Here is a 16,570-nt window from a genome sequence, read left to right on the forward strand (position 1 = left end):
TATGGTGGAGCATCTGCATGTCCTCAAAACGCTTGAAGGGGTTGGACAGGATATTCCGCTGGACCTGGGCGTCGGTATAGTTCTCCTTGGCGTAAATGCTATTGGACTTCTCCACCACCAGTCCAGCCGCCCGGCGGGCCTCGTAGAACTACCGGAAGTCGGAAAACAATTCGATGAACAAGTCTTCAGCACTACTGCCGGAGGCAGCGCGGTAGGTAGGCATGGAGCTCACCTCAGTTTACAAATGAAGATTGATGGCTAATCCTTCAACATCCCCGTTAGGATAGTGAAACTGCTTTTGATCGAAATCAAATACAGGATTCAAATCGTAAATAATTGCGTGATGGTTGGGACATATGATCATAATATTATTGACGTTGTAATGTAATTTGCTCCTTTGAATATGCAAATAGCCCCTGTAATTTTTGAGCAATGGCACTCTTGGCAGAATATCGGATTTGCAGAAGATCCCTATGAGTTGGATATTTACTTTTATCAAACTGAATGTTTATGATCTGAGCGGGGTATGGAGTGCCGTCAATCAGAATCTGTATTTGTTTGCGCTGCCCATGCTCCAGTGTAAATCCCAATTCACGGAAGACGGATTCTTGGTGCTGTATCGGTATTGTTAGGCCGGCTGTCAATACAGAATAATCAACACTCTTATAAAAGAGCAGCATACTATTCGTCAACAACTTTCTTCAACAAAATCTTTTTCTCAAATCCACCCCGTTTGGATGCCTTATCTGCTCGCACCTGCTCCAGTTCTTCCAGTGTCCAGCCGTGGGCCTTTACGACATCCTGCATGACCTCCAGCAAATCCGCCAATTCCTCTAAGGATTTGCTTTCCTGATATTCTGCCAGTTCTTCGTTCAATTTTTGATCCAGAAGATACAGGTAGTCTTCGTCAGAAAGCGTTTCGCAGACACAGATTTTCCCATCTGCTTCAATAATCTCTGGAATACGATCCCGCACCAGTTTGTGATAGGCTTTAGTAGGCATCCTTTATTCTTCTCAAAATCTCTACATCTGCCGGAGAAAATACATACTGATCAATCTCATTCACGGTGATCCAACGGATGTCGTTGTGCTCGAGTCTCTGAGGAATGCCTTCCCGGATGGTTGCATGAAACAGCGTCAGATGAACTGTCAAATCGGGGTATTCGTGGACCACATCCATGAATACTTCCCCCACATTCAGGGTAATAGCCAGCTCCTCCTGACATTCCCGAATGAGTGCCTGTTCTTTGGTTTCGCCTGGCTCTACCTTGCCGCCTACAAACTCCCATAGCAGCCCTCTGGCCTTATGGGCCGGGCGCTGGCAAATCATAAACTTATCCTGATCCCAGATCAGGGCTGCAACTACCTCTGTCATTTATCCCACCACCAATTTATTTGTCTTCTTCAAAAACTTTGCCGGAATCGGACTGTCCAGCTTCCAGGTAATATTCATGGGCTTGCTTCCATCATGCTTTACATAGTTCGCCGTTCCCAGGAAGGTATAGGCCGCTGCACCACCTGTAATCCGATCTGCCTTGAACTCCCGAACAAATAGCAGCACCTTACTTCCCCGCTCCCCGTGGTGAATGTACCGCTGGCCGGTGGGCGAGTCCGCCGCTGTGGTGCTCTGGCTCTGCCAGTGAAACAGGTTTTCGTTGATGGAGTAATCGTGATACATGGTGGTGGGCGACTAGTCCTTATCCGCCTTGTTCAGCGTCACAAAGAACACGTCCAACTGCTTCTCCGGCAGCCACTTCACGCCCTCGCGTACGGTCATCGGTTTCAGGAAATCCAGTGCCACCAGCAGCTGATCCCGAGTATAGGTGCAGTGGAGGTCCAGCGGGCAGTCAAAGCCCAAATCCACCGGCTCGTCAATGAAATCGATCTGTTCATACCGATAGCGGAGCAGATCCAGAAGTTCTCCCAACAGCACTGGGCTGTCCAAAAGGGCATACAGATTATCCAGCACCTTATCGGCTTCCCAACTCTCTGCCGCTTTGCCCCAGACGGTCACATAGAACATCTGAAGCATCCGCCGATCCAGCTCACTCAGCGCCGTAAAGTCCATATCGTCCAGAGGAGGCAACAGGTCCAGCAAAAAGCGGATCCAGCGGCGGGAGTCCACAACGGCCAACCGGCCGAGGGCTTTTGTAAGGACCTCCTCCAGCGGTTCGCTAAAGTCCGCAATTACATCTGATCTGGCACAGATGCGGGAGAAGGAAGAAAACTTGTAAATTGCCCTGGGGTCCAGGTGGTAATAGTCCAGAAAGTTGGCCAGGGTCAGCTCCAGTCCGCTGTCCTCCGCAAAGCTGGCCACTCGGGACACCAGCCCGGCGGTATTGCCGTAAGAGGCACGGATGTTCTCCAGAATATACTTGGCGGCCTTCTTCTCCAGCTGTATGTAGCAGCCCTTGGGCGCTGAGACAAATCCATCTTTAATCTCTCGGGTCACGCTGCGGGTGGTATTGCTCAGCAGGGCGGCAAACTTGTCCTCGAAGTTGTACCGCTTGTTGGCCTGGCCGATAAAGTCCAGCACCGTCAGGCATTCCTTATCCTCCGCCAACCGCAGGCCACGGCCCAGCTGCTGGAGGAAGATGGTCAGGGACTCAGTGGGCCGCAGGAACAGCACCGTATTGACCTCCGGAATATCCACGCCCTCGTTGTAGATATCCACCACGAAGATGAAGCGCACCTCGCCACTGACCAGCCGTCCTTTGGCGGTTTTTCTCTCCTCATCGGTGGATTTCCCGGTCAGGAAGATGGACGGAATTCCGCGGTTGTTGAAAGAGCGGCACATAAACTCCGCATGCTCAATGGACACGCAGAAGCCCAGTCCCTTGACCTCGTCGATATCGGTCACATACTTCAGAAGCGAGGACACCACCAGATCGGCGCGGCGATGGGCCACAGCGCCGCTGAAGGTGTAGAGGTTGGAAAGTTCACCTTTATCGTAGCCGCCGGCACTCCATTTCAGGGTGTTCAGATCCACCGTGTCGGTGACGCCAAAATACTGGAAGGGACACAGCAACTTGCGGTCGATGGCCTCCGGCAGTCGGATTTCTGCGGCAATCCGGTTATTGAAATAGGGCAGCACACTCTTGCCGTCCATACGCTCCGGGGTAGCGGTCAGGCCCAGGAGAATTTGAGGCTGATAGTAGGACAGCAGTTTCTGATAGGTAGGCGCTGCCGCGTGGTGGAACTCATCCACAACGATGTAGTCGTAAAAATCCGAAACAGTCTTGGCGGCAAAATCCTGAGAGTTGAAGGTCTGAATGGACAAAAACAACTGGTCAATACTCTCGGGTTTGCAGTTACCCACCAAACAGCTCCCCGAAGTTAGCGTCCTTCAAAACGGCCCGGAAGGTGTACAGGCTCTGCCGCAGAATCTCCTCCCGGTGTGCCACAAAGAGCAGCCTGCAAGGCTTTCCGGGGTGCTGCTTGCAAAAACGCTTGTAGTCCAGAGCGGAGATCACCGTCTTTCCGGTGCCGGTGGCGGCCACTACCAAGTTGCGGGTATAGCCTCGGACGGTGCGCTCGGCCTCCAGCTTATCCAGAATCTCCTGCTGGTAGGAGTAGGGTGCAATATCCATGGTGTACACTTCGGCGTTGTTGGCATCAAAGTATTTTTCTGCTCTCAGCGCCCGTGCCAGCCGCTCTTTCTGATCCTCGGAGTAGTACTCAAACTCACTGGAATTCCAGTAGCTCTCGAAGGTGGCGGCGATCTTGTCGATGGTCTCCGGCAGATCCCGGCGAGTGACCTTCACATTCCATTCCAGGCCGCTGGAAATGGCGGCGTTGGACAGGTTGGAGGAACCCACATAGGCGGTAGTAAAGCCGGTATCCCGGTAAAAGACATAGGCCTTGGCGTGAAGCCGGGTACGTTTGGTGTCGTAGCTGACCTTGATTTTCGTGTTGGGAAGGGCCCGCAGCTCCTCAATGGCCTTCACATCGGTGGCTCCCATGTAGGAGGTGGTGATGATCCGCAGCTCCCCTCCGTTTTGGGTGAACTCCAACAGCTCGTCCATCAGGAGCCGCAGGCCGCTCCACTTGATGAAGGACACCAGCATGTCAATGCGGTTGGCGGAGACGATCTCCTTTTTGAGCTCTGTGTACATCTGGGGCTCATGAATGGCCCCGGTGAACAGACTGCTCTGGGCGATGGAGGTCTCCGGCCGGCTCAGGTCAGCAGCCGTTTTGCCCACTGCCAGGCGGGGGTCTTGCTCCCGTAAAAGCGCAAGAAGCTGCTCTGCCCGCTGGTCGATACTCAACGCAGCAAAGTCGGCTTCCCCAGTTGTGTTTTGGATGAGGGTTACAATCTGGTTTGCCAGGCCAATCTGCATAGAGATGTCACCACCGTTGTCCGCCACATTCTCCAGACCCTTTTGCACCACATCCGCCAGGTACCGCGCCAGCACCTTGGAAGCCTCTGCCTTGTCAATAGGTGCAACCGATTTGCGGGCATCGGGAATCTCCGAAAGCTCGCGGTTCAGGGCAGTATTGATGACTTGTTTGTAGAGACCAGGAGGCAACACTATATTTCACTCTTCCTATCTTCTCTTTATGGATGTATATTGTACCTAGTATAACTGGAATTCCAAAATCCGACAAGGACTTATTGGCAAATATCAACAAAGCGGTCTCCCTTTGCTCTGTCCCATTTTCCCATCATGGAGAACTCAGTTTAGCCTCATATTTGTCCAATAAGCAGGACTATTCCGTGTATAGCCCCCTGTCAAAACAGAAAGTGGATGATAAAAGTTATGTATACCTTCTCAGTTCAAAGCAAAACCATATCCCTTTTTCCAAGTCTTAAAACAAATACGCCTATCATCTATCTCAACACCTTCTCTGCCGAAGGCCAGAAGCTATATGAGGCCGCACAGGCTATCGGCTGCCCGCCATTCACACTGGTAGCCATCAGCAATCTGGACTGGAGCCACGACATGGCGCCCTGGGACAGCCCACCCGCCTTCCGAAATGCCGAGCCCTGTACCGGCGGTGCAGATGACTATTTGCGGCTCCTGACCGAGGAGATTATTCCGACGGTAGAGAAAGAGATTAGCGGAGTTCCTTGTTGGCGCGGGATCGCCGGGTACTCTCTGGCGGGGCTGTTTGCACTGTATGCCATCTACCAGACGGATCTCTTTTCACGGGTTGGCAGCATATCCGGCTCTCTTTGGTTTCCCGGCATGAAAGAGTATATCGTCTCCCATGAACCAAAGTGCCGGCCGGAGTGTATGTATTTTTCCCTGGGGGACAAGGAGAGCAAAACCCGCAATCCTGTTCTGAGAAGTGTCCGACAGAACACGGAGGAGATCCAGTCCTTCTATCAGAGCAAGGGGATCGACACAGTATTTCAGCTGAATCCAGGCAACCACTACGACCATGCGGTACAGCGCACCGCATCCAGCATTGCCTGGCTGCTTGGGTGAACAGGAGCTGCAGCAGAAATTGCTGGAGTTCCTGAACTCCCCCCCTTCCCCATGACACAATTGGATATTAACAAGTCTTTTCGGAAGTTCCATCGTATTTTATATTAGAAAAGCCGCAAATCAGCGAAACAGTGATTTGCGGCTTTCATACTTGCAAATTGTCTAAAATGGTTTTCAACGCATAGGGCTTGGCCTATTTCAGATTCATATCACTCGATGGAACAAATTATATCCGTATTAAAAGACAGCGAAATTCAAAAATAAGAACAGGGCCTCTGAATGGAAATGTTTCAGAGACCCTGTTCTCTGTATCGCAATGTAAAAATTTTCGGAACTTGGAACCAGACATCGGCTCCTGAAAAACATAATACGGGAGTCACGCTCCGATCAAAATATCTTTGCTGACCCAAGCGGCTGCATTGGATGGGACGGTTTCCAAGAATGCAAGAACACAAACCTGCAGTTATGCTCCGAGAAATAGTTCGTTTTTCTTGGATTCACTGCAACTTTTTTTCATCTTATTTGCTGCAATCGCCGCCAAAATTTTATTTATACTTCTTGAGTGCGTCAGGCAAATACCGATACAGCGCATGCAGCTGATACATTTTTTATGATCGGTTTTGGAGGGATTGGTCAATGGAATTGCCTGAACAGGACATTTTTTCGCACACAATCCGCAGTTCGTACAGTTCTTCTTTGTAACAGGCTTGATGGGTACGCCGTGATACTCCCGGTATGGACTGCTGCCGGGAAGGACCAGATCGTCTGGTATCCGCCCCTCCTCTATGCGCTGCCAGATTTGTTTTGCGAATTGAGAAAGTTCTTCCAAATCTTTGTGATCGGGGCGCCCCTGTGCATACCGATGCATGATAGAATGCTCTGCGACCGCAGCAACAGCGGCCACACAGCAAAACCCGGAATTCCTCAGTATCGTTTTTAATTCAAGTAACGTATCATCGTAGGCGCGATTCCCATACACCACAATCAGTATCGCTTTTGCACCATTTGCGCGTATCTTTTCCAACCGTTCCGCTGCAATCGCCGGAACCCGTCCGCCGAAAGAAGGAACCGCAACCATGCAGATATCCTCTTGTGTCAATGAAATTTGGTGAAAGTCCGTTGCAAAATCGGTCAGATCGATTGTTTTTGCCTCCTGTCCAAAGGCCTGTACAAATGAATTGGCAACCTTATCTGTGCCTCCAGTGGGGCTAAAGATGATTTTATAGATGCTCATCTGCTTCTCTCCTTATATGTAGGGCAATGTTTCATCAGCTCTACTGCATGATGGAACAGTTCTGATACTGCCAGCAAACTACTGCTTGCAGCGTCCAAATAATAAAAATTTTTTGTACCTTCGCGTCTGACGTCTATGATACCTGCATCTTTCAGAATTTTCAGGTGATGGGACACCGCCGCACGCGAAATATTCGTACTATTTTGAATTTCTCCTACACGCAAGCCCCCTGCTCCGCAGTTTTCAATGAAAACACGGATGATGAGCTGACGTGTTTCATCTCCAATCGCACATAGCGCAGGACGGCAAGCATTGAATCTTTGCGCCAACTGATCCCGATTCATTTTCATTGCTTCGTCCATTCTGTCACCTTCGTTTTTAATGGTCCATATGGATAAACCATTATAGCACAAACTATGGCCTACGAACGATTGGTAAAGAAAATCAAGTCCATTCACCTATGTTTCCCGACCAGAATATGATCGTCCCAAATAAAAAGCAGAAGGAAACCACACCGGTTTCCTTCTGCTTTTTATAGCCGATTGCGGTCTCCCCATTCGCACATGCCGTCCAGAATGGGGATCAGGGACTTCCCACGCTCCGTCAGGCTGTACTCCACCTTTGGGGGGATCTGGGGATATTCCTCCCGGTGAACCAGCTGATCCGCTTCCAGTTCCTTCAAGGTGGTGCTGAGCGTTTTATAAGAGATTCCTCCGATGTATCGTTTCATCTCATTGAACCGCACCACGCCAAACTCCATCAAGGTATAGAGAATGGTCATCTTGTACTTGCCGTTGATGAGAGAAAGCGTATAACTGAACCCGGTGGTCCCCAGGCACTCATTGGCAATACAGCGCACGCCCATGTTACACTCTCCTTTTAGTAAGTACCGCACTTTTATGTGCGTACTTGCTTTTTGTTTCATGCTTGCTAAAATTTTAGTATCAAACATAGGAAAAGTCAATCCAACCGAAACCAGGAGGAATGTACGATGCGCAGAAAAATTGTAATTTTAAACGGCAGCCCCCGCAAAAGCGGCAACACCTCTGCACTGGTAAAAGCGTTCCAGGAAGGTGCGGAGAGTGCAGGCCATACTGTCACCGAGTTCTTTTTGGACAAAATGAGCATTCATGGGTGTAAGGGATGCTTCGGCGGCCACAGCGATCGGGATTGTCCCTGTGTCCAGCAGGACGATATGAATCAGATTTATCCGGCTGTCCGGGACTGCGATGTGGTCGTTCTTGCCAGTCCACTGTATTACTGGACGATGAGCGGGCAGCTGCGCACCGCCCTTGACCGCCTGTTTGCCCTGGAGGAAGGCGGCAGAAACCTCCTGCGCGGCAACGGAACATCTTCCGCGCTTTTGATGGCGGCGGAAGGATATGAATTTGACGACGCCGTCCTCTACTATGACCACCTGCTGGAGCATCTGCGGTGGAACAATCTCGGTCATGTCTTGGCTGGCGGCAACATGGATGCGGGTGACATCCAAGGAAAAGACGAACTTCAACAGGCCTTTGCGCTTGGAAAATCGATTTCATAACTCTTCCAAAAGAGTACGGAATTCCGCGCCAGGCCCCATCCATGGCGTCAGCGGAAGGGCCCACATCACAAATGACAAAAGAAGGTGCCGCAGCGGATTCCCGACTGGGATCCTGCTGCGGCACCTTTTCATGCAGATAGGCGGAGAAACTCTTGGTTCCCACAAATGCGGCTGGACCTTATCCTGAAAAAAGCGGTCTCTGAAAACAGGAAGGCCCGTGTCGCTCATGAAAGCGAAAGTTCATTGCCCCATCCCCTGGGTTTATGCTATGATACGGTCACGGAGTATTGCAGGAGGGATTCCCATGTCCAAAAGAAGAATTGCCGCTGTCTGCGCGCTTTTCCTGCTGCTGAGTCTGTGCAGCTGTTCCGAGCAGGCAGCGGAAGTCCACAGTACCAGTGTGCCGACCGCCACTTCGGCACCAGAAGAAGTTCCGGTACCGAAGCCATCCGCCCCAATGGACGGCGTCTATCCGGTCACATCCCCGGAGGATGCGGCGGAGATTCTAAAACAGGCCTATGAGGGAATGATCCCCCAACTGACCTTTGCCTTTTCCGATGCGGAATTGTCTCTGCAGGACCGGTCTATTTTCCTGCAAAATGCGTCCAGTCAGGTTTTGAGTCAGTATCCCGAACTGAAATATGCATATCAGCTGGATTGTACGGACGGCCCGGAGGGTACCGTCTGTCAGATCCGCTACATGCCCTATAAATTGGGCTATCCGGACGGGATGCCGGAGGGCGGAATGGAGATCCGCTGTCTGGCCGACCTGGTGGAGGTTGCCGATGCCCACCTGGGAGAAACCGAAATCCCCATCGCCATCCTTGATCCGGATCTTTTGGTGGATGATATGCAGCGGGCTTTGCAGCAGGCGGGCTATGGCTATGTGCTTTATATGCTCAACAGCGACGCCACCGCCATCTGTGCCTTCCCCGGCAATTCCGACACGCTGGAGCCGAGTGTGGCACAGGCAAGAGAGTTAAAGAATCTAACCCAGTCCATTGCGGAGCAGATTTTTACGGATGATATGGGGGACGAGGCGAAGCTGCGCGCCATTTACCGCTACATCGTGGAACATACCTCCTATGATTCCCGCTATTATCAGGACCCCAATGCCCTGCCCTATGAGTCCCGCACCGCATATGGCCCACTGAAGTATGGAACCGCCATCTGCGGCGGCTTTTCCTGGGCCTTCAACATGCTCTGCCAAGAGGCCGGGATCCCCTGCTGGAATGTCACCGGCGTGGCCGCCGGAGAGGAGCATATGTGGAACTGTGCCCGGATGGATGGCGAATACCGGTACTTTGATACTACCTGGGACGCCGGAATTACAGATGAGGCACAGTGGCGGTATTTTGCATGCACAGAGGAGGAAATCACCCAAAATCATCAGTGGGGGCCCGGACAGGAGGAACTGATCCACGCATTGACCGATGCAAAATAGGATGCGGGCTATAACGTGACCGAATCGGTCTCTCCGAAATCATGTTCCCCGGAGAACTCCACTTCCAGCTGCTCTTTCGGCTGGCCGATGTACTGCCGGGACTCCCGGAGCCGCCGCTCCAGCGCCACGATTTCCTCCTGGATCTGCCGGCGGCTTTTGGCCCGGTTTCTCTGCAGAAAGAGATGGTACCGCGCTTGCAGGGATTCTGCCTTCGGTGGGAAGGTAATGACCGCGTCCCCGATCTGGTTCCCCTCCAATTCGTTCCGGCAGATCTCATCGTCCATGACCGCCATATAGAGCGCACATCGGGTGAACTCCCGGAGCGACATCCGGATCATCCAGCGCCGGTAGACCGCGGATCCAACGGCGACTGCCAGGCAGCCAAGGGCCGCAGCTTTGTGACCTGTCTTCATTTTTCATCCTCCCGCGTTTTGAATCTTGCGTCCGGGCTCATGACAAAACAGCCTGGATCTAAAGAGTACAATAGCAGATAAAAGCGCATTTGAGATAAATATTTCCTTAATTCTCTTTAAAATCGTGCGATTTCCCCTCCTGGACGGAGTGTTTCAGGCTGAACCTGTCTGCCCAGGAGGAGCAATTCTGAGGAGTGTACAGACATGGATTTTCTATCCATCGCAATGATCCTTTTTATCATCATGGAGTCGGCCAATGTGGCCATTCTCTACTTCTGGCCCGGCAGTCGGTTGGGTAACGGTGTGGGCGTCTTCAACGCCTTTTCCAATCCGGAGAGCGAGGAGCAGCGGTTGTTCGCCTCTTATCTGGTAAACTGGGTGGCTGGTGTGAAGCTGATTTTTCTCTTCCTGCTGGCGGTGATTCTGGTGATCGGCACGGAGCAGGTGAAGCTGTGGGCGGTGGTGGCCATGATCTTGTCCATCGCCACCTACTTCCGGCGGCTGCACCCCACCATCCAAAAGCTGGACGCCATGGGCTGCATCACGCCCAAGGGCTATTCCAAGGCGCTGGGCTGGATGATCACCGGATTTCTCATCATGTTCACCCTGGCTTTGATTGGGCATATACTGACCGAGGTGATGGGAGCATGAAAACAAAACCGAAGTCCCAGCGCAAAAAATGGCTCGTCGCCGGAGGAATCCTTCTTCTGATCCTGGTCCTTCTGACTGGGCTGTTTTTCTGGTATGTGTCCGATTACTACCGGGCGGAGGATGTGGCCCTTGCGGTGATGGAACAGGACAGCGGCATCACGGCGCAGGACAATCTGACCATCCTCTCCCCTACCTATCCCACCGATACCGCCATCATTTTCTATCCGGGCGCCAAGGTGGAGGCCGAGGCCTACCTGCCTCTGCTGGATCAGATCCGACAGCTCGGAGTCACCTGCATTTTGGTCCATATGCCTTTCCACATGGCGATTTTCGATGCTGATGCGGCGGAGGATGTCATTGCCCAGTTCCCCGAGATGCAGCACTGGTATATTGCCGGGCACTCCATGGGCGGCGCCATGGCCTCCAAGTTTGCCTCCGACCATCCCGACCAGGTGGACGGACTGATTCTGATGGGCGCTTACATCTACGGTGATTATCCGGCGGAAAAGACACTGACCATTTACGGCTCCCTCAACCAGAGCGTGGAGGACCACATCGACTACACGGAGAACATCGTGGAAATCGAGGGCGGCAACCACGCCCAGTTCGGCAACTACGGTCCGCAGAAGTGGGACCTGCCCGCTGCGATCTCTGCCCAGGAGCAGCAGGCCCAGACAGTAGCCGCCATTGCGGTATTTCTGGAGTCGGCAGATGCGCCGGATCGAGGAGGGGCACGGGATGTTTTTCAAGAAAAAGCCAGAGACACAGTCCTATGACAAGGAAAACCAGAAGCCGGTGATCCGCGCCAGCATCTGCACCGGGGAAAAGGTCGCAGGATTTCAGGACGTCCGCACCGGAACATTCCGCGAGGTCATGCTGATCCGTACGCCCAGTGATCTGGAGGAATTCCGCCGACTCTACGGTATCGGCGAGCGCGAGATCCCCACCCAATACTGAGAACAGAGCAGATCCCAAATGGGATCTGCTCTGTTCTTTCTATCGTTCCAATCATGCCGCACCGGCCCCAGCTCTCGTATTCCCGCAGAATGTACCTGGAGGTGTGATCGCGTTTCCACGCCTTCTGCCTGGTCATATGGAAGCCTCCAAATGAAAACATGTGGGTATCCTTCCTCGGATGCCCACGTGCTAAAATGACTCCTTCACAAGGTCGAATGCTTATTTTCTTTTCCTTCCGATGCCCACGGAACATTTTTAATGTGCTGACGGAAGGCCTCCACCACCGGGGTCAGCGCCTCATCCTTCTTCCAGACCAGCACCGTCCCCGTCTCCATAGGCGGAGAAAGGGGCAGGAACCGGAGGCCATCAAACGCCAGGTTCAGGTCGAACCCCAGCGCCGCTCCCACACCGCAGCGCACCATATTGGCTGCATTGAGGATCAGATTGAAGGTCGCGGCGATCTGCAGACGATCCCAACCATCGCCAAACCAACTGGCAAGCTCCCGCTGTACACTCTCCCGCCCACTGACCAGCAGAGGAACCGATTCCAGATCCTGCGGCGTGACCGCCTCCAGTTCAGCCAAGGGAGAATCTGTCCGCACTAACACGCCCCAGCGGTCCTTCTCCCGCATCCGGCAGAAGGCATACTTGCCCACATCCACCGGCTCCGTCAGCAGTCCCATATCCAGAAGGCCCATATCCAGCCGCTCTTTCACATCGTCGGCATTGGCGCTGAAGATGCGGAAGGTAACCTTGGGATAGCGCTCTCGAAAGGTGCGGATGGCCTGGGAGAGGAAGGTCATGCTCCGGGTCTCCCCCGCGCCGATGGTGATCTCGCCCATCAGCTCCGTCTCTCGGGCAGCAAATTCCCGGGCTGTTTTGTCCGCCAAGTCCACCAATTCCTGGGCCCGGCGGCGCAGCAGCATCCCCTCGTCGGTGAGGACGATGTGGTAGCGGCTGCGGTGAAAGAGCTGCACGCCCAGCTCCTCCTCCAGCTGCATCAGCTGCCGGGACAGGGTGGGCTGGGTCAGATGGAGCAGGGCCGCGGCCTTGGTGATGTTCTCCTCCCGGGCCACTGCCAGAAAATACCTCAAAACGCGAAGTTCCACGGTCATCCCTCCTTCTTCTATCCTACTACTCTCCTCCCGCTCCCGCAAGATAAAGATGCCTTTTTAGAATAACTGCAAATAGAAAATGAGTATTTTACATTTTTGAGCGGTAGATTTACAATAGAGGCGAAGCATACCATAAGGAGGTTATTCGTATGAACGCATTGGTTGCTTATTTTTCCGCTACCGGCACCACCGCCAAGGCGGCGAAGGCTCTGGCAAACGCCGTGGGCGGGGATCTCTATGAGATCAAACCTGCCGTTCCCTACACCAACGCCGATCTGAACTGGATGGACAAGGGCTCCCGCTCCAGCGTGGAGATGAAGGATGCCCACTCCCGCCCCGCTCTGGCCGACACCGATGCCCCGGTAGCCGGACACGATGTGATCTTCCTGGGGTTCCCCGTGTGGTGGTATGTGGCCCCCACCATCCTCAACACCTTCCTGGAGGCCTATGACTTCACCGGAAAGACCATCGTTCTCTTCGCCACCTCCGGCGGCAGCGGCCTGGGCAAGTCGGCGGCCGGGCTGCGCCCCAGCGCCCCCGGTGCCAAGATCGTGGATGGCACGCTGCTCAATGGCCGCCTGAGCGAAGCTGAGCTGAAGGCCTGGGTGGAAGGGCTGAAGCTGTAACATATCCCGGATACTGAAAAAATGTGGAGTGCCAATTAAGGCACTCCACATTTTTATATCTCTCTTTGCAGATACACCATATCTACCAACTGGACACCGCACTCGTAGATGGGATGGTCGTAGTGGTCGGTGAAAAAGTTCTTGACCAAGTGGTGCCTGCGAAAGCCGCAGGATTGATAAAACGGGATGGTGGCGGGACTGTCCCCGGTGCCCACCTGCAGCACGGTATACTGCCCCCTGTAGGTTCGGATGAGGAAATCCACCAGCGCCTTCCCATAGCCTCTCCCCTGAAAGTCCGGCTCCACGGCAATGTTTTTCAGCTCCAAAATCCCATCGCCCTCGTCCGTCACTACACATTCGGCCTTGACTCCATCCTCCTCCAGCACATACATGGTCCCACGCTCCAGATAGCGGTCGATCATGTCCTCCTGCTCGTCCGCCAGCAGCAGCAAATCAAGGTACTGCTTTTTATCGGTTTCCACTTTTCGAATTACCATGAACACACCCTACTTTTTCAAAAGTCGCTTCAGCGCGGCGGCGTCCAGTAGATTTACGGTCACGAACTTTCCCCGATAAAATACCGCCCAGTTGTTGAACACACAGGGCAGAGCCTTGGCCTTTTCCAGCGTGTCCACCGGAATGAGGGTATAGGGAACCCCCAGCTCCTGGCAAGTCTTGCGCACCAGCTCTACGCTCTGATGGGTGTAGGGACACTGGGGACTGTAGTAGATGGTCAGCTCCTGATGTTCCACCTCCAACCCCTTGGCGTTCTCCGCAAAGCGGGGCTTTGTCCCGTCAAAGGAGCGGGCCAGCAGCCGGTAGCCGTCCGGCGTGGTGTCCACCGTTTCAAACCCATATTTTTCTGCGAAGGCCTGGTCTGAAAGCCAGGCCTTCTGTTTTTCCGCTCCCAGCATACACACGCCGGATTTCCCCTTGGCCCTGGCATCAGCCAGACAGTACTCCATCAGCTGCCTGCCGTAGCCCTTGCCTTTGAAGTCCCCGGTAACCCACAGGCAGTAGAGGTAGAGATAGTTCTCCCCCTCTACCGGCACCCAGGCAGTCTCCAACGGAGCATACTCGATGAACACCACGCCCTTGGCATCCAGCTTGCGGAACACATGGCCTTCTTTCAGCCGCTCTCTGAGCCAGGCCCGCTTGGCCTCCACACCGGGATGGGGCTTCTTGCTGCGGATGATGCAGCACAGGTGCTCCTGTTCCAGATTTTCTTCTGTCAGATTGATAAATGGTTCCCGCATTGCCTATCACCGCTTTTCGTACACCAGATCCACGATCCCGTTCCAAGGTTCCGTTCTCACCAGCTTCAGCGGCGCTTCCTGAGAAAGCTCCGGAAACAGCCGCACACCCCTGCCCAGCACGGTGGGGATGATGGACAGCCACAGCTGATCGATGCATCCCTCTTTCCAAAGCTGCCCGGCCACGGACGCACCGCCGCAGATCCAGACATTGCCCTCATACTCCCCTTTCAGCTTGTCCACCAGGGCAGTCAGTTCCCCATTCCAGAAGAAAATGTCCTCCTGGTCCGCTTCCTGCCGGTGGGTCACCACATAACAGGGGCGGCCCTCATAGGGCCAGCGGTCCGGGGAGAGCTCTGTCACCAGCTGGTGATAGGTCGTCCAGCCCATGACGATGACATCCACTGTACCCAAAAAGGCCGGGTAGCTGCCGGGGGCATCCGACTCGCTGCCGTCGCCCGCCAGCCAATCCACACCGCCCCGCGCGTCCGCAATGTATCCGTCCAAACTCATGGCGAGATATAACACAGTCTTTCCCATAACGATTCCCTCCGTGGTTCCTATTGTACCCAATGGTCCCCAAAAACACAAGGCAAGCGAAACATGACAGACTGTTGTCCGGTTCCTGTGCTATAATACAGACAAAACCGGGAAAGGCGGCGTGGCGCATGAAAATGGAGCGGCTCATCGGCATATTGTCCATTCTGCTCCAGCGGGAGAAGGTCACCGCCCCGGAGCTTGCAGAACAATTCGAGGTATCCCGCCGGACCATCCAGCGAGACATTGAGTCCCTCTGCCGGGCGGGTATTCCCATCGCCACCGTCCAGGGGGCTGGCGGCGGTATCTCCATCATGGAGGGCTACCGGGTGGACCGTACCGTGCTCACCGCTCCGGAAATGCAGGCCATCCTGGCGGGGCTCAGGAGCCTGGACAGCGTCAGCGGCACCCGGCGCTATGCCCAGCTGATGGAGAAGCTGTCCGCCGGGACCGGCGGACTGGTGAACGGGGGCGCACACATGCTCATTGATCTATCCTCCTGGTACAAGACCAGCCTGCCGCCGAAAATTGAGCTCATCCAAGGGGCCATCGAGCAGCACCGCACCATCCGTTTCCCCTACTTCTCCCCCAAGGAAGAGTCGATCCGCACCGTGGAGCCCTACTATCTGCTGTTCCACTGGTCCACTTGGTATGTGTGGGGCTGGTGCCAGACCCGGGAGGATTTTCGCCTCTTTAAGCTCAACCGCATGACGGAGCTCTCTACCGGCGAGCCCTTTACTCCCCGCCCCGCTCCCCTGCCCAATCTGGAGCCGGAGCGGGTCTTCCCGGTAAAATATCAGGTCACCGTGCGCTTTGATCCCACCTGCCGCTGGCGGCTGGTGGAGGAGTACGGCGCAGACCGTTTTACCGTGGAGCCGGACGGAAGACTGCGCTTCACCGGCGGCTTTCCTGATGCCGACAGCGTACTCAGCTGGGTCCTGACTTTTGGAGACAAGGCGGAGCTGCTGGAGCCGGAAGAACTGCGGGACCAACTTGGGGATTTGATCAAAACACTGGCCCAGCGCTACAGGAGGAATTGACATGGCGTCTCATCTGGATTTTGTAAACTATGTGGCCGAGCAGCTGCGGGAGGCCGGAGCCATCCGCAGCCGGAAAATGTTCGGCGAATACGGTCTTTACTGCGACGATGTGTTTTTTGCCGTCATCTGCGATGACCAGTTTTTCGTAAAGGTCACCCCTCAGGGCGAAGCGGCCTTTCCCGACCTGCCCAAGGCGCCTCCCTACGAGGGGGCCAAGGATTCTTTTTTGGTGGAGGATGTGGAGGACCGGGAGCAAATGACCGAACTGACGCGCATCACCTGTGAGGCGCTGAAAAGCACATTCCAAAAGAAGGGGCGGAAATGA

The 16,570-nt window shown here is 54.1% G+C and carries 21 protein-coding genes and 1 pseudogene; 10 read left to right on the top strand and 12 right to left on the bottom strand.

Features of this window, described 5'->3' with window-relative positions; genetic code table 11:
* Nucleotide 1: 1 nt before the first annotated feature.
* Nucleotides 2-262 carry a hypothetical protein gene (locus I2C21_RS09745; RefSeq protein WP_195279167.1) on the top strand — a complete coding sequence of 87 codons (261 nt, stop codon included), beginning with the start codon at nucleotides 2-4 and terminating at the stop codon, nucleotides 260-262.
* 106 nt (nucleotides 263-368) lie between these two features.
* Here the strand turns inward: I2C21_RS09745 and I2C21_RS09750 are convergent, their stop codons facing one another.
* The 4 genes and pseudogenes from I2C21_RS09750 to I2C21_RS09765 all read right to left on the bottom strand — a co-directional run bounded on the left by I2C21_RS09750 (nucleotide 369) and on the right by I2C21_RS09765 (nucleotide 4,532).
* Complete coding sequence (locus I2C21_RS09750) at nucleotides 369-680, bottom strand: hypothetical protein (protein WP_195279168.1); 312 nt, start codon at nucleotides 678-680, stop codon at nucleotides 369-371.
* A gap of 1 nt (nucleotide 681) precedes the next feature.
* Complete coding sequence (locus I2C21_RS09755; protein ID WP_195279169.1) at nucleotides 682-1,002, bottom strand: nucleoside triphosphate pyrophosphohydrolase; 321 nt, start codon at nucleotides 1,000-1,002, stop codon at nucleotides 682-684.
* Nucleotides 992-1,375 carry a (deoxy)nucleoside triphosphate pyrophosphohydrolase gene (locus tag I2C21_RS09760; protein WP_195279170.1) on the bottom strand — a complete coding sequence of 128 codons (384 nt, stop codon included), beginning with the start codon at nucleotides 1,373-1,375 and terminating at the stop codon, nucleotides 992-994. The genes I2C21_RS09755 and I2C21_RS09760 overlap by 11 nt, the downstream gene beginning before the upstream one ends.
* A pseudogene (locus I2C21_RS09765) lies at nucleotides 1,376-4,532 on the bottom strand (DEAD/DEAH box helicase).
* Between the two features lie 228 nt (nucleotides 4,533-4,760).
* On the opposite strand from I2C21_RS09765, the gene I2C21_RS09770 reads away from it, so the two are divergent.
* A complete protein-coding gene (locus I2C21_RS09770; protein ID WP_193538958.1) occupies nucleotides 4,761-5,432 on the top strand; it encodes an alpha/beta hydrolase in 672 nt (223 codons plus the stop codon).
* 463 nt (nucleotides 5,433-5,895) lie between these two features.
* Here I2C21_RS09770 and I2C21_RS09775 read toward each other — a convergent pair whose 3' ends face one another.
* The 3 genes from I2C21_RS09775 to I2C21_RS09785 all read right to left on the bottom strand — a co-directional run bounded on the left by I2C21_RS09775 (nucleotide 5,896) and on the right by I2C21_RS09785 (nucleotide 7,531).
* Nucleotides 5,896-6,666 (bottom strand): 4Fe-4S binding protein, encoded by a 771-nt coding sequence (locus tag I2C21_RS09775; RefSeq protein WP_195279171.1) that lies wholly within the window; start codon nucleotides 6,664-6,666, stop codon nucleotides 5,896-5,898.
* Complete coding sequence (locus I2C21_RS09780) at nucleotides 6,663-7,028, bottom strand: ArsR/SmtB family transcription factor (protein ID WP_193538339.1); 366 nt, start codon at nucleotides 7,026-7,028, stop codon at nucleotides 6,663-6,665. The genes I2C21_RS09775 and I2C21_RS09780 overlap by 4 nt, the downstream gene beginning before the upstream one ends.
* Before the next feature lie 170 nt (nucleotides 7,029-7,198).
* Nucleotides 7,199-7,531: a winged helix-turn-helix transcriptional regulator gene (locus tag I2C21_RS09785; protein ID WP_186964333.1), complete on the bottom strand. Its 333-nt coding sequence runs from the start codon at nucleotides 7,529-7,531 to the stop codon at nucleotides 7,199-7,201.
* Between the two features lie 126 nt (nucleotides 7,532-7,657).
* Here I2C21_RS09785 and I2C21_RS09790 point away from each other — a divergent pair, with 126 nt between their 5' ends.
* Nucleotides 7,658-8,209 (top strand): flavodoxin family protein, encoded by a 552-nt coding sequence (locus tag I2C21_RS09790; protein WP_195279172.1) that lies wholly within the window; start codon nucleotides 7,658-7,660, stop codon nucleotides 8,207-8,209.
* A gap of 304 nt (nucleotides 8,210-8,513) precedes the next feature.
* Nucleotides 8,514-9,653 carry a transglutaminase domain-containing protein gene (locus I2C21_RS09795; protein WP_195279173.1) on the top strand — a complete coding sequence of 380 codons (1,140 nt, stop codon included), beginning with the start codon at nucleotides 8,514-8,516 and terminating at the stop codon, nucleotides 9,651-9,653.
* Nucleotides 9,654-9,661: 8 nt separating this feature from the next.
* On the opposite strand, the gene I2C21_RS09800 is transcribed toward I2C21_RS09795, so the two are convergent.
* Nucleotides 9,662-10,066, bottom strand: coding sequence for a hypothetical protein (locus tag I2C21_RS09800; RefSeq protein ID WP_186964336.1), 405 nt, complete (start codon nucleotides 10,064-10,066; stop codon nucleotides 9,662-9,664).
* 204 nt (nucleotides 10,067-10,270) lie between these two features.
* On the opposite strand from I2C21_RS09800, the gene I2C21_RS09805 reads away from it, so the two are divergent.
* Genes I2C21_RS09805 through I2C21_RS09815 form a run of 3 tightly spaced genes read left to right on the top strand, consistent with a single transcriptional unit; the run spans nucleotide 10,271 to nucleotide 11,674 of the window.
* Nucleotides 10,271-10,717 carry a hypothetical protein gene (locus I2C21_RS09805; RefSeq protein WP_195279174.1) on the top strand — a complete coding sequence of 149 codons (447 nt, stop codon included), beginning with the start codon at nucleotides 10,271-10,273 and terminating at the stop codon, nucleotides 10,715-10,717.
* The gene (locus I2C21_RS09810; RefSeq protein WP_195279175.1) at nucleotides 10,714-11,493 is read left to right on the top strand and encodes an alpha/beta fold hydrolase; all 780 of its coding nucleotides are present in this window, start codon (nucleotides 10,714-10,716) and stop codon (nucleotides 11,491-11,493) included. Before I2C21_RS09805 ends, I2C21_RS09810 begins: the two co-directional genes overlap by 4 nt.
* Complete coding sequence (locus tag I2C21_RS09815; protein WP_195279176.1) at nucleotides 11,456-11,674, top strand: aspartate dehydrogenase; 219 nt, start codon at nucleotides 11,456-11,458, stop codon at nucleotides 11,672-11,674. Before I2C21_RS09810 ends, I2C21_RS09815 begins: the two co-directional genes overlap by 38 nt.
* Nucleotides 11,675-11,877: 203 nt before the next feature.
* Here the strand turns inward: I2C21_RS09815 and I2C21_RS09820 are convergent, their stop codons facing one another.
* Nucleotides 11,878-12,789, bottom strand: a complete 912-nt coding sequence (locus tag I2C21_RS09820; protein ID WP_207730614.1) for a LysR family transcriptional regulator — start codon at nucleotides 12,787-12,789, stop codon at nucleotides 11,878-11,880.
* A gap of 149 nt (nucleotides 12,790-12,938) precedes the next feature.
* On the opposite strand from I2C21_RS09820, the gene I2C21_RS09825 reads away from it, so the two are divergent.
* Nucleotides 12,939-13,415, top strand: coding sequence for a flavodoxin (locus I2C21_RS09825; protein ID WP_195279178.1), 477 nt, complete (start codon nucleotides 12,939-12,941; stop codon nucleotides 13,413-13,415).
* A 53-nt stretch (nucleotides 13,416-13,468) separates the two neighbouring features.
* Here the strand turns inward: I2C21_RS09825 and I2C21_RS09830 are convergent, their stop codons facing one another.
* Genes I2C21_RS09830 through I2C21_RS09840 form a run of 3 tightly spaced genes read right to left on the bottom strand, consistent with a single transcriptional unit; the run spans nucleotide 13,469 to nucleotide 15,208 of the window.
* Complete coding sequence (locus I2C21_RS09830) at nucleotides 13,469-13,912, bottom strand: GNAT family N-acetyltransferase (protein WP_195279179.1); 444 nt, start codon at nucleotides 13,910-13,912, stop codon at nucleotides 13,469-13,471.
* A gap of 9 nt (nucleotides 13,913-13,921) precedes the next feature.
* Complete coding sequence (locus I2C21_RS09835) at nucleotides 13,922-14,671, bottom strand: GNAT family N-acetyltransferase (protein ID WP_195279180.1); 750 nt, start codon at nucleotides 14,669-14,671, stop codon at nucleotides 13,922-13,924.
* A gap of 6 nt (nucleotides 14,672-14,677) precedes the next feature.
* Entirely contained in the window at nucleotides 14,678-15,208 is a 531-nt protein-coding gene (locus I2C21_RS09840; protein WP_195279181.1) for a dihydrofolate reductase family protein, read from the bottom strand.
* Nucleotides 15,209-15,336: 128 nt separating this feature from the next.
* Between I2C21_RS09840 and I2C21_RS09845 the strand changes: the two genes are divergently transcribed.
* Nucleotides 15,337-16,245, top strand: coding sequence for a helix-turn-helix transcriptional regulator (locus I2C21_RS09845; RefSeq protein WP_195279182.1), 909 nt, complete (start codon nucleotides 15,337-15,339; stop codon nucleotides 16,243-16,245).
* 1 nt (nucleotide 16,246) lies between these two features.
* Entirely contained in the window at nucleotides 16,247-16,570 is a 324-nt protein-coding gene (locus I2C21_RS09850; RefSeq protein WP_195279183.1) for a TfoX/Sxy family protein, read from the top strand.

It is taken from the genome of Clostridium sp. J1101437_171009_A5 (assembly GCF_015547905.1).
Classification (GTDB): Bacteria; Bacillota; Clostridia; order Oscillospirales; family Oscillospiraceae; genus Pseudoflavonifractor_A; species Pseudoflavonifractor_A gallinarum.